The sequence below is a fragment of the uncultured Pseudoteredinibacter sp. genome (assembly GCF_947502065.1).
Classification (GTDB): Bacteria; Pseudomonadota; Gammaproteobacteria; order Pseudomonadales; family Cellvibrionaceae; genus Pseudoteredinibacter.
The window spans coordinates 25,417-38,272 of sequence record NZ_CANMYE010000003.1 but is presented as its reverse complement, the minus strand read 5'-3'; the positions used below and the strand labels follow the sequence as shown (position 1 = coordinate 38,272).

General features: G+C 46.4%; 10 protein-coding genes. 7 read left to right on the top strand and 3 right to left on the bottom strand.

What is annotated here, in order from left to right; genetic code table 11:
• The first annotated feature begins 57 nt into the window (after positions 1 to 57).
• The 6 genes from Q1A41_RS09860 (at position 58) to Q1A41_RS09835 (ending at position 8,389) form a co-directional block, all read left to right on the top strand.
• Positions 58 to 1,260, top strand: coding sequence for an O-succinylhomoserine sulfhydrylase (locus tag Q1A41_RS09860; protein ID WP_299977941.1), 1,203 nt, complete (start codon positions 58 to 60; stop codon positions 1,258 to 1,260).
• A gap of 70 nt (positions 1,261 to 1,330) precedes the next feature.
• On the top strand, positions 1,331 to 2,257 hold the full coding sequence (locus tag Q1A41_RS09855; RefSeq protein ID WP_299978900.1) for an AAA family ATPase: 927 nt from the start codon (positions 1,331 to 1,333) through the stop codon (positions 2,255 to 2,257).
• Positions 2,258 to 2,261: 4 nt separating this feature from the next.
• Positions 2,262 to 3,335, top strand: a complete 1,074-nt coding sequence (locus tag Q1A41_RS09850) for a DUF58 domain-containing protein (protein WP_299977938.1) — start codon at positions 2,262 to 2,264, stop codon at positions 3,333 to 3,335.
• Positions 3,332 to 5,377 (top strand): DUF3488 and transglutaminase-like domain-containing protein, encoded by a 2,046-nt coding sequence (locus Q1A41_RS09845; RefSeq protein WP_299977935.1) that lies wholly within the window; start codon positions 3,332 to 3,334, stop codon positions 5,375 to 5,377. The genes Q1A41_RS09850 and Q1A41_RS09845 overlap by 4 nt, the downstream gene beginning before the upstream one ends.
• Positions 5,378 to 5,571: 194 nt before the next feature.
• The gene (locus Q1A41_RS09840; RefSeq protein WP_299977932.1) at positions 5,572 to 6,828 is read left to right on the top strand and encodes a D-alanyl-D-alanine carboxypeptidase; all 1,257 of its coding nucleotides are present in this window, start codon (positions 5,572 to 5,574) and stop codon (positions 6,826 to 6,828) included.
• A gap of 271 nt (positions 6,829 to 7,099) precedes the next feature.
• On the top strand, positions 7,100 to 8,389 hold the full coding sequence (locus tag Q1A41_RS09835; RefSeq protein WP_299977929.1) for an ammonium transporter: 1,290 nt from the start codon (positions 7,100 to 7,102) through the stop codon (positions 8,387 to 8,389).
• A 105-nt stretch (positions 8,390 to 8,494) separates the two neighbouring features.
• Here the strand turns inward: Q1A41_RS09835 and Q1A41_RS09830 are convergent, their stop codons facing one another.
• The 3 genes from Q1A41_RS09830 to Q1A41_RS09820 all read right to left on the bottom strand — a co-directional run bounded on the left by Q1A41_RS09830 (position 8,495) and on the right by Q1A41_RS09820 (position 12,020).
• Positions 8,495 to 9,277, bottom strand: coding sequence for a hypothetical protein (locus Q1A41_RS09830; RefSeq protein ID WP_299977926.1), 783 nt, complete (start codon positions 9,275 to 9,277; stop codon positions 8,495 to 8,497).
• 104 nt (positions 9,278 to 9,381) lie between these two features.
• A complete protein-coding gene (gene sulP, locus Q1A41_RS09825; RefSeq protein ID WP_299977923.1) occupies positions 9,382 to 11,112 on the bottom strand; it encodes a sulfate permease in 1,731 nt (576 codons plus the stop codon).
• Positions 11,113 to 11,147: 35 nt separating this feature from the next.
• The gene (locus Q1A41_RS09820; protein WP_299977920.1) at positions 11,148 to 12,020 is read right to left on the bottom strand and encodes an MBL fold metallo-hydrolase; all 873 of its coding nucleotides are present in this window, start codon (positions 12,018 to 12,020) and stop codon (positions 11,148 to 11,150) included.
• A 230-nt stretch (positions 12,021 to 12,250) separates the two neighbouring features.
• Here Q1A41_RS09820 and Q1A41_RS09815 point away from each other — a divergent pair, with 230 nt between their 5' ends.
• The gene (locus Q1A41_RS09815; protein WP_299977917.1) at positions 12,251 to 12,853 is read left to right on the top strand and encodes a DUF2975 domain-containing protein; all 603 of its coding nucleotides are present in this window, start codon (positions 12,251 to 12,253) and stop codon (positions 12,851 to 12,853) included.
• The last annotated feature ends 3 nt before the right edge of the window (positions 12,854 to 12,856 follow it).

Genomic DNA, 12,856 nt, shown 5'->3' with positions numbered 1-12,856 from the left:
CAGATTAACGCTCGACACAATGTTGTGCTCGAGTTCGACTTAAACAGTGGCAATCCCATGAACCAAGAATTTTTAGATTTGTGTCAGTTAGACACCTTAGGTATTCGAGCTGGACATCAGCGTACCGCCGAGGGCGAGCACAGCGAGCCATTGTTCAACACATCTAGCTATGTATTTGAATCGGCTGCGGATGCCGCTGCCAAGTTTGCTGGTGATGTAGAGGGGAATGTGTATTCTCGTTATACCAATCCCACCGTTAAGATCTTTCAGGACCGAATTGCGGCCTTGGAACGGGCAGAGGCGGCGGTAGCCACATCGTCGGGTATGGCGGCAATCTTATCGGTTTGCATGGCTTTGCTAAAGCCGGGTGATGAAGTTCTGGTTTCGCGTAGCGTCTTTGGCACTACCAGCAATTTGTTTGGTAAGTTTCTAGTTAAATTTGGTATTTCAGTAAAATTTGTCGAGCTTGCTAAGCTGCAAGATTGGCAGGCGGCCATAGGCCCTGCAACTCAAATGCTGTTTCTGGAAACACCCTCAAATCCTTTGTGCGATGTTGCTGATCTTGAAGCCTTGTCGGCTTTGGCAAAAGCTAATAATTGTCGGCTAGTGGTCGATAATTGTTTCTGTACGCCAGCCCTACAGCGCCCCCTTGAGCTTGGCGCCGATATTGTTGTGCATTCAGCAACCAAATATCTCGATGGCCAAGGGCGCTGTGTTGGTGGGGTTGCTGTTGGTAATAAAGCTGATATGGAAGAAGTCTTGGGCTTTGTGCGAACCGCTGGCCCAACCATGTCGGCATTTAATGCTTGGGTATTTTTAAAAGGCCTTGAGACTTTGCGTTTGCGTATGGACGCTCACTGCCAGAATGCTCAAAAGCTGGCTGAGTGGCTGCAAGGTCAGGATGCGATTGAACAAGTTTACTACGCAGGCCTAGCGGATCATCCGGGGCATGAGCTGGCCAAGAAACAACAGCGCGGTTTTGGTGGGGTGTTATCGTTTAAATTGAAGGTGAGCGATGAAGCTGAGCGCAGGGCGGCAGCTTGGCGTTTTATTGATGCCACCCGTCTAGTTTCGCTGACAGCTAACTTAGGCGATGTTAAAACCACCATCGTACACCCGGCAACCACGACTCATTCGCGCTTGAGTGATGAAGAAAAAGTAGAAGCGGGGATTAGTGAAAACTTAATACGCATCGCTGTCGGTTTAGAAGATATTAATGATTTGATCGTTGATATGGAGCGTGGTTTAACTGCTCTATAAATACGATATGCTGATGGCGTAACAATGTGTGCCTCAGCAGATGCTTTCGTTTTACATGGCCAAAAAGGAGATGCCCTTGAGCCACTTGGTATTGCAGCAATCCATTGCGCAGCTTGGCAAAGTCGTATTGGGAAAAGAACCTCAAATAAAATTAGCCATGGCGTGCTTGCTGGCAAAGGGGCATTTACTTATAGAAGATTTGCCGGGCATGGGAAAAACAACTTTAGCCCATGCCTTAGCGGCGGTGTTGGGTTTGCAGTATCAGCGAGTACAGTTTACCAGCGATATGTTACCGGCCGACTTATTGGGTATTTCTGTCTTTGATGCTCAAAATAGCAAGTTTGATTTTCATCCTGGCCCAATTTTCACCCAGTTAATGCTCGCCGATGAAATTAACCGCAGTACCCCTAAAACGCAAAGCGCCTTACTAGAGGCCATGGAAGAAGGGCAGGTGAGTATTGAGGGTGAAACAAGGCCCTTACCACAGCCGTTTTTTGTATTGGCAACTCAAAACCCTGTGCACCAGTCGGGTACCTTTCCATTACCAGAATCTCAACTCGATCGCTTTTTAATGAGAATCTCACTCGGCTATCCAAGTGCTGCAGCGGAGCGTATGCTTTTAAAGGGTATAAACCCAAGGAGCTTATTGAAAAGTCTGCAATCCACCATGAGTTTGCAGCAGTTGGCAGATTTGCAAGAGCAAGCGCAAGCGATTCATGCCAGTGATCATGTCTTAGATTATGTTCAGCGCCTTATTCAGTTTAGCCGCGAGTACGAAGGCTTTAGCTACGGCATTTCTCCACGCGGTGCCTTAGCTTTGATCTCCGCAGCTAAAGCATGGGCTCTTATTGAAGGGCGTGAGCATCTAATTCCCGAAGATGTACAAGCGGTTATGCCAGCGGTTATGGAGCATCGTTTGCGGGCGAGCAGCCATGGGGCGGCAGCTGAGGCTCTCGTTGATATCGTCTTGAATGCTGTGGATGTGATACAGGGCTAGCACCATGCCTAGTAGCCTTAATGCAACAACTAAAAAGAATCCTGTGTTGCAAAAGCGCGATTCAATTCAAACGGGCTGGCTAGCGGCTTGGCGTCGTAGAGTTAGGCGTTGGGCACTGAAACGTCGACCCGCGCAAAGTTCGTTTGTGTTGGACAGAAATAACCTTTTTATCTTTCCAACCGGAGCCGGTTTTGCGCTGTTACTGATAATCTTTCTGATGTGGTTGTTGGGTACCAACTACGATAATAATTTAGTTTTGGCTCTGGCATTTTTACTCGCCAGTATTCTCATTAGTTGTATTCTGCATACACATGCCAGTTTGGCAGGCTTAAAAATCGAAGTCTCCAAGTTACAAGAGGGGTTTGCTGGCGATGAGTTAGGCGCTGAGTTACGTTTAAGCCGCCAAGGAAAACGAAAATACCACGATGTACGATTATTCTGGGCCGGCCAATATCCTAAAGCCGTAACCGTAGACCAAGCGGATGCTAGCTACGTCTCATTAAGCATTAATGCTGTACGTCGAGGCATTATCGAACCGCCACTGCTCTGTGTAGAAAGTCGCTATCCTTTGGGCTTATTGCGTTGTTGGGCTTGGTTGAAGTTTGATACCTCAGTGCTGGTTTACCCTAAACCTATAGAGGCAGGCCCACTGCCTGCAACGGCGAGTGATGAAGGTAGCGGTGACAGTGAGCCTGTGTTATTGGATGGCGCCGAGGATTTCAGCGGCTTTCATAGTTACCGTGACGGCGAATCTCTAAAGCATGTCTCTTGGAAACATTACGCCCAGGGTAAAGGAATGTTCGTGAAAGACTTTCAATCCTATGCCGATGAACAGCTTTGGGTAGATTGGGACGCATTGCCGGGAATGGGTCGTGAAGCACGTTTACAGCGTTTGTGTGATTGGTTGTTAATCTTAGCGGATGGCAGTCAGCCATTCGGTATGCGACTACCGGGGCAAACAATTGCGCCTGCTATCGGCATGTCTCATCGCTTAAACTGTTTACGTGCATTAGCAAATTTCGAAGCTAATCAACTAGCGAGTCTAAGTAGCAATTACTACTTGGAAGGCAAGTTATGAGTTTAATTTATCAGATTCCGCGTCCTGCGCTTTGGTGGCTTTTGCTGGCACAAGCCGCTGTTATCTTACCTTTAATGCAGTATTTGCCGCTATGGTTGCTGGCGGTATGGGCCCTTTGTGTTGGCTGGCGCATACAGGTAGTTCGCGGAGTTTTTGATGCTCCCAAGGTCATGGTAAAGGTGCCCTTGGCGCTTTGTATGGTCGCCGCCTTGGTGTTGAGTTATGGCAAATTATTTGCCTTAGAGCCTCTGGTAGCCTTACTGCTATTGGCGTTTTTATTAAAGCTTTTAGAGCTGCAGTCACAGCGAGATGTATTGCTTTTATTGTTGCTGGGCTTTTTTGTAGCATCTACGCAATTGTTGTTTTCTACCAGTATTATTGCTTTTTTGTATGCCATAATTTCGTTTACCTTTTTGATGGCTGCCTTTATGGCCTTGCATACGGCGACCGCCACGCACTCTTTTTGGCATAGTCTCAAAACATCATCAGTGATTACTTTACAAGCGATACCCTTGGCCTTGGTGTTATTTTTTATCATGCCTAGGATTGGTTCGTTGTGGACCGTGCCTTTATCGGATGGAAGCGCTAAAACCGGTTTTAGCGACTCTATGGAGCCGGGCAATATAAGCCAGCTTAGCAAAGATTACTCGCCGGCTTTTCGAGTAGATTTTACGGATAAGAAAGCGCCTGTTCAAAGCAGCTTGTACTGGCGGGGCTTAAGCTTGAGCAGTTTTGATGGCCGTCGTTGGGAGCTTCCTTTTCAAGATCGCGATGACAATATACGCTATAGGAGAATTGCCCAAGAGCAGAAAAAGCTCAACTATGATTGGCAAGTTGATTTCGCCAGTTATCGCAGAAAAGATAGTTCGCCTTACATTGATTATCAGGTCATGATGGAGGCCAGCTTTCAGCCTTGGCTATTTGCTCTAACTACCGCCAGTGTTACGGCTAAAGATGTTTTGAATACACCTGATTATTTGTTTTTAAGTAAAAGACCGGTTTCACAGCGATTTTTATATCAGGCTCGTTCTTACCCGGAGTTTAAGAGGCAGAGTCAATCCCTGGGGCCGAGTGAACGTTATCAAAATACGTTGTTACCAAAGGGCAGTAATCCTAGAGCTTCCGCGTTGGCTCAACAATGGCGCAGTGCGGGTGATAGTGATCGCAAGGTGATCGCAAATGCGATGAGGCTATTCCAGCGCGAGTTTACTTATAGTTTGCAAGATACATTATTAAGTGAGCTAAATCCTGTCGATGATTTTCTCTTTAGTCGAAAGCGCGGCTATTGCGAGCATTATGCCAGTGCATTTGTGGTCTTAATGCGAGCTGCGGATATTCCGGCGAGGGTGGTGATAGGCTATCAGGGTGGACAATGGAACGACGAAGAAAAGTATTTGTTGGTAAGCCAAGCAGATGCCCACGCCTGGGCGGAGGTTTGGTTGCCAGAGCAGGGTTGGACTAGGGTAGATCCAACCAGCGCGGTTGCTCCTGAACGAATAGAATTGGGCTTTCGCGATTATATCCAGCAGAGCAGCACATCAATTGAGCAAAACGGTTTTGCAGAGTTACGCCAATCACCTTTGTTGATGCAGTTACAGATGCAATTAGATGCCATAAATTACAGTTGGCAGAGCTGGGTGCTCAGTTACGACCAGGATCAGCAAATGATCTTTTTCCAAAAAGTGTTAGGTGGGCAGGAGCACTGGCGTATCGTAGCTGCATTAATGGGAGCTTCAACGTTCATGTTGGCGTTGCTGGCCTTGTGGTTATGGTGGCGCGCGCGTCCAGAAGCACCTGCGGCTGAATTAGTGCCTTGGCTAGAGCTGGAGAAAAAGCTGGCCGCAGTGGGTTGGAATAGAGAGCCAGGTGAAACACCGCAGCAGTTCACTTTGCGTATTGCTGGGCAAAGACCAGACTTGGAAGTCCTGTTAGAGCGCTATACCAAGATGGCCTATACTTTACTCTATACCCCAATTGGCTCAGATCAGCATCAGCAGCTACTAAAAGATCTAGCTGGCTTACGAAACTCTATCCGAGTATAGAGCTCAAAGAATGGCGATAATATGCCTTTTATTGCCTAGCATTCGATGGCAGAATCCTGCACTAACTTAATGTTGCCGGGAAAATTTTGTGCGATGGAGCGCATCGTACGAGCGCTCTAACTAGCAAGTACCAAGCAGCCTTAGCAAGCCACTGAGCTTGTTATAATTATAGTATTGAATAGATAGTTGAAATAATGATCAGAAATGTGTTTTTAGCCATAAGCTATATGCGCCAATTGATAGGCAGCGGTTTTCTTAAGCGCGATTTTCTTAACCACGACATCCTTAACAAACTGATTTTGATTCCCATAGCAGCAACGCTCATGCCGGCTTATACATACGCAAAGCCACTTGCCGATTACTTAAAAGAAGTTAAGGCGATGCCTGAGGCTAGCTTGTTGACAGCCAAAGGTGAGGGGGCTGTCGATATTCGTAGCGATAAGCTTCTAATTCCAGCATCTACCATGAAATTACTGGTTGCCTATTTGGCCTTAGATCATTGGGGCGAGGATCATCGCCTTAGCACGGACTTTTATCTTGAGGGCGATACCCTTTGGGTGAAAGGTTTAGGAGACCCTAACTTAACTTCTGAAGAGCTTGAGTTGGTTGCACTTGCTTTGGATAAAACAATAGATCTGAGTAAAGTGAAAAAGTTGGCGGTTGATCATAGCTTCTTTCCTGAGATTCGCCTGGACGGACGTGGTAAATCTAATAACCCTTATGACGCGGCGAATTCAGCTTTGGGTGTTAACTACAATACCGTTTATTTAAAGCGTGATCGCCGTGGCTTGTATTCCGGTGAGGCCCAAACACCAATGACGCCCATGGCCAAGAAGCTTGGGCGCTGGGTAAAAGGGAGCTATCGTATGAGCTTGCCCGGTGGGCGAGATAAGGCCGCACAATATTTTGCACAAGTTTTTAGTCAGATAGTGTTTGCTAGGCAGCTGCCTATAGAAATTGCTGTAGTACCGGCAACTGCCGATAAAATCTACACCCACAAAAACTCCTTAACCATCGCTAGAGTCGTTGAGCAGTTACTCGAGTACTCCAACAATTACACCACGAATCAGTTGTTTTTGTTATTAGGTGCTGAAGCGAATGGTGGGGTGGTTTCCGAACAAGCCGCGATTGATTACGCGAGTAAAACATTGCGGGAAAGGTTTGGCTGGCAGGACTTTGCAATATACGACGGTGCTGGCTTATCGCGCAAAAACCGTTTAAGCACTAAACAGTTACTTTCGGTTGCTGAAGCCTTACGCCCATGGCGCTGGTTATTGCCAAGCGCTAGGGGGCATATTCGTGCAAAGACAGGCACCATGCTTCGAATTAGCAGCTTGGCGGGTTTTTATCGAGATAACGATGATAAATGGCGCGCTTTTGCTTTGATGATCAACGATCAAGATGTCACCTTCGATTATCGCTTTCGTCTTTCTGAGCAGCTCGGCCGTTAATCTTTTCTATATTGCTGATATAGGCATTTTCTAAGGCGATTTTATGGGGCGCATCATTGTGGTGCAGCCCTTCTGATCTTCGCTTTATTTTGCTATCTATTAGTGCGTTGCTCCAAGCTAATCATTCCCTTCACTGGTGCGTCTCTCCCCGCATATGCTTTATCACAAGGCATCTCAAAATATTTAGTCGTGTAGGCACGATTTCTGCAATACAGCTGTGAAGTGGCTTTTAGGGCCTATAACAACCATAGCAATTAATGAGATGTGCTTTATGAAACGATTTTTACCATTGGCTTTACTCGGGGGAGTCTTGCCCAATACGGTATACGCTGAGGGCTTAAACGGCGCGAATACTGCTTGGATTTTAACGGCTACCGCCTTGGTGTTGTTTATGACTTTGCCAGGGCTTTCTCTTTTTTACGCGGGTTTGGTCCGCAGTAAAAACGTTTTGTCTGTTCTTATGCAGTGCTTTGCGATCGCCTGCATTGCGTCAATACTCTGGCTGATGTTTGGCTATAGTCTCGCCTTTGCAGAGGGAAATAGCTGGATTGGTGACTTCAGTAAAGCGTTTTTGTATGGCATTAATGCACAAACACTCAGCGGTGATATTCCAGAGCCTTTATTCTTTATTTTCCAAATGACCTTCGCTGTGATTACGCCAGCATTGATTGTGGGTGCCTTCGCAGAACGCATGAAGTTTTCTTCGATGCTGCTATTTAGTGCGGCTTGGTTGATATTTGTTTATGCACCTGTGTGTCACTGGGTGTGGGGTGGTGGCTGGCTACAGCAAATGGGCTTGTTAGATTTTGCTGGCGGCACGGTGGTACATGTTACTGCGGGTGTTGGTGCCTTAGTAGCCGCGATGGTGATTGGTAATCGTCGAGGCTACCCACGTACGCCAATGCCTCCTCACAATCTCACCATGACAGTGACCGGTGCAGGCATGTTATGGGTTGGTTGGTTTGGTTTTAATGGCGGCTCTGCTTTGGCGGCTAACGGCGATGCAGCGATGGCCATGCTAGTAACTCACATTTCTGCTGCAGCTGGCTCCTTAGCTTGGATGACTATCGAATGGCTGCGCCATGGTAAACCCAGTGTTCTCGGTATTGTAACCGGTATGGTTGCCGGTCTTGGTACCATTACCCCGGCGTCAGGCTTCGTTGGGCCAGGCGGTGCGCTTATTATTGGTTTAGTTGCGGGTGTCGTGTGTTTTTACGCTACTCAATGGATCAAGCGTAAGCTGTTAATTGATGATTCCTTGGATGTTTTCCCGGTACACGGGGTAGGTGGCATTATTGGTACATTATTGGCCGGTGTGTTTGCTTCACAAGAACTCGGAGTGTTCTCTGGTTGGGGTTATGCTGATGGTATTGAAACTATGGTGGCCCAAGTTTGGGTGCAATTTGTTGGCGTTGCTGCGACCTTTATCTATACCGCTGTTGTTAGCTTTATTTTGTTGAAGATCGTATCCAAACTAACCGGTGGTATTCGTGTGAGCGATGAAGAAGAAGTCGAAGGTCTAGACATCGTATTGCATGAAGAGATGGGATATAAACTGTAATTGTTTGCCTGCCCGAGGCGGGACCTATGGTCCCGCTTTTCTTCATTGCTACGTACTTAGCTAAATAAGTAACCAAATAATTAAGAAACCATATAGCGAAACAAATTATTTGGTAATTAAACGGCCGAACTCAAAGGTCCTTTCTTGAATTTTAAGGCAGGCCTTTCTGACCCACATGGTTTCTCCGGCATTATCTATAATCTTAAAGCAGTTGCCTTTACCATCGCTAAAATGTTCAACACCGCTTTGATCGATGTAATTGCCAACGTCTATGCTTTGACGTCTTCGGTTAAAATCTCTCAACTTCTCGCTGTGAAGCTGCTGCCTTAAACGGTTATCGAATACGGTGTTATGGGCTTCGGTGTTTTTGCTCTCATGTTGCTTGATACTGCCGTCAAAATACAGTTCTTCTTCTTTGATAATTGATTGAATAAGATCGTAGTCAAGAGTTGTCGCCTTAACACTGGATTCAATTTCCTCTGTGGTTTCTTTGTGTTGAGGAGATTCTATGGAAGGCGCTGATTCAATATCCTGAATCTTTTCGAGCTCAGTGCTCATGGCCTCCGATGCTTGCTCTGCTATACTTTTTTCTTTCTCGGGCTTTTTGACGGATGGCTTTGCTTCTTGCAATCTAACGCTCAATGTCGCATGTTTTTCAGTGGTTTCAAAGTCTGGCTGGCTCAACAAGGCGAGGCTGATAAAAATAACAAATGCCGCAAGGCTGCTGACGAGTGCGGCGCCATCCCAAGGTGATACGAGATTCTTCGGGGGGCAAAAATCTGGATCTGCAGTGGCTAAATATTCGGGAACAGTGAAGCCTAGCCTAGCAAGGTCAGCACCTATATGGCGATTATCTATCGCTATTGAAAGATCCTTATCTAAATCCACTTACCCAGACCCACGGCACTATCACTCTATGATTGATAGTGTTGTTGGGCCTTCTTTTCTGCAATTAGTTCCTCAAGTCTCTACGCCGAGCAATTGGCGCGGGCTTATATTCTAGGAGTGAGTGTGGCGTCGAGTTCATTACAGAGCTGGTTGAAGGCTTGGTACTGACTTAAGAACACCTTGCCGCTGATATCGCTTAGAAAGTTTGACTGCTTGAGCTGGTCCATCACAGGGCCTTTAACCTCGGATAAGTGAAACTGAATGCCAGCGTGATGTAAGCGCTCATTCAAAGATTCAAGCCCTTCTAAAGCGGAGTAGTCAATGCTGTTTATTGCTGAACACATCAGTACCACATGCTCGATACCCTCGCGACTAATGGCTTCTCCATAGAGCGCATCCTCTAAGTAGCGGATATTGGCGAAGTAGAGGCTTTCATCAACACGAGCGCTTAATACAGCGCCGCTGCATATCACTTTATGTCGATCCTTATTGCGAAAGTGCTGGGTGCCTGGTACCAAACCAACCTCAGCAATGTGAGGGCGGGATGTCTTCCAAAGATGTAACGCTAGGGAAATTCCAACACCGGCCATAATGCCAGCCTCTACACCTTGCAGTAACACAAATAGCAGAGTGCAAAGCAGGGCTGCGAAATCAATCCTGCTAAAACGCCATGTGTCTATGATGGAGCGCCATTCAATCAAGGTGCTGACAGCGACGATGATAGTGGCCGCGAGAGTGGCATGGGGCAGAAAAAAGAAAATAGGCGTTAAAAACAAGGTGGTAATGGCAATGCCGAAGGCGGTAAAAACGCCTGCCATCGGGCTGACAGCTCCTGCCTCGTAACTTACAACAGAACGAGCAAAGCCCCCAGTAACTGGGTATCCTGTTGAGCAGGCTGCTGCAATATTGGCTGCACCTAAGCCCATTAACTCTTGGTTGGCTTCAATACGTTGACGACGCTTCGCTGCTAAAGATTGAGCGACAGAAACCGATTCAACAAAGCCTATCAAACTGATCATTATGGCTGCTGGGAGTAGCTCCTGAATCAATGGCCAGTTGGTTTCAGGTAGTTGTAGCGTGGGTAAGCCAGCGGGAATTTGGCCCACGATTGAAAGACCCGCTTGATCAAGCTTAAACAGTTGAACGCCTAGAATGGCGAGTGCTACCGCTAAAATGGGCCCAGCTTTACCTAATAAATTGGCAGTGTCAGTCGATAGCCCGAAGTGCTTTAGTAATGTGGAAAAATATCGGCGGCACAATAGCAATAAACCTAAACTTAAAAGGCCGACGAGCAGCGCTACACCGTTAAATTGATCGCTGGCTTGTAAAAATGTAGAAAACATTTCTGGTAAATTGTGGCCGCTTACGGGAATAGCTAAAAAATGTTTTAACTGACTGATGGCAATCAGTAGTGCTGAGCCCGTTATAAATCCTGACATTACCGGTTGCGAGAGCAAGCTGGCTAGCCAACCTAGGCGCAACAGGCCCATTGTGAGTAATACTGCACCAGACAGAAACGCTAATAGCAAAGCGGCCGCAATGGCTTGCTCGCCAGCGTATTGGCTAATGGTACTGGCCGTTAAAAGTGAAATAATTGCCACTGGGCCGACGGCTAACACTCGGCTGCTGCCAAAAATAGCATAGGCCAATAAGGGTAAAATACTAGCGTATAAGCCCATTTGCGCTGGTAAGCCAGCGAGCATCGCATAGGCCAAACTTTGCGGGATCAATAAGATTGTGACGATAATGGCCGCAAGGGCATCGGCAGGAAGATCTGCTTTACGATAGTCTTTACGCCAAGGTACGAGTTTTGGCCAGAAAGATTTAGCGTTCATTTGTTGGCCCTATTGATGTTTACAGCTGTTTTGCTTCATAGAGCATCCAAAGGTATTTTGAGGTAGCGTTTGCCATTACTCTCGGGGGGCGGTTTATGGCCGGCGCGCATATTGATTTGTACCGACGGTAGTATCAACCTTGGCATCGCCAATTGCGCATCGCGGCTTTGGCGCATGCTGACAAATTCGGCTTCACTTTGTTGGGCCAGGTGAATATTGTCTCGCTGGGCTGCAATGGTGCTTTCCCATTGATATTCACTGCGACCTTCAGGAAGATAATCATGGCAGAGAAATACGCGGGTATTGCCATCGAGTTGCAACAGTTTCTGAATGGATTGATAAAGAGTGCGAGCATCTCCGCCTGGGAAGTCACAGCGCGCAGTACCGTAATCGGGCATAAAGAGTGTATCGCCGACAAAGAGTGCATCTGCAAGCAAGTAGCTAACACAAGCTGGTGTATGACCTGGGGTATGAATAACTTTTGCGTTTAGCTTTCCAATGGTGAATTCATCTCCGTCAGAAAACAACTGGTCGAACTCCTTGCCATCACGCTTGAACTCGGGCTCGGCATTGAATAAATCACCAAACACATTTTGCACTTGGGTAATGTGCTCGCCAATAGCGATTTTACCGCCTAGCTGTTTTTGAAGATAAGGCGCAGCCGATAAATGATCGGCGTGTACATGTGTTTCTAAAAGCCATTCAAGTTGTAAACCTTCCGCTTTAACTAATGCAATTAAACTATCGGCATTGTGAGTTGAGCTACGGCCAGAGGCTGGATCGTAATCCAACACTGAATCAACGATGGCGCAGGCATTGCTTGCAGGGTCTTTCACCAGGTAACTGATGGTATAGGTATCTGGGTCGAAAAAGCCGCGAACCTGGGGGGAATTGAGTGTGCTAGACATTTGAAGATCCTAATATACGCGTAGAACCTAGCTTATTCCTCCTGTTTTCTTATGTCAATTATGGAATAAGCTTATAATAAACGGGAATATAATGCTATGGATTGAATTATCGATTTGGGTGTTGAAGTTATCGTAAAGCGATAATATATTTGCTGCCAGTTACTCTGTTGTTGCTATTTTGTTTTTGAAGCTTGCTTGGCAACAGCTCATTCGGTATTGGAGCGTACAACATGGAAGAGAGTGTAAATATTCGAGACAGAATTCAGGGCTTGTCTAAGTGGATGGTTCGCCTGATGTATTTATTGGGCTTGCTATTGCCGCTACTCATCATTGTCTATCTAAGCTTTTTGAGTATGCCATTGGGGAAGTTGGTCTTGGTTGATGATGGCGGAGGGCAATATAAGCATTGCACGGTTACGAGTGAATCGGGATCTTCCAATACGCAATTATGTAGTAGTTTCGATTCGATTAGTGGTGAGTTGACTAGAGATTATTACCTAGTAAGCATTATTAGTTTGTTTAATCTTACTTGTGGCCTAGTGGCCTATTTTTCCTTGCTGAGCTTATTTAAGCAGTTCAAACAAGGCTTGATATTTGTTGAACAGAATATTAAGTCTGCCAATCTGATCTTATATGCCGCCGCAGCTTACTTTTTGGGTGGTGGTTTATTGAACGGTTTAATTGCTATGCTGTATAAGAGCATTGATAAGATAAATTTCAACTTCGATGGTTACACGCTAACTGTGCTGATTAGCTTATTGGCATTGTCTTTATTCAACGCGCTGCTGCGCTATGGCACGGCATTACGATCCGAAAATGAATTGACCATATAGGAA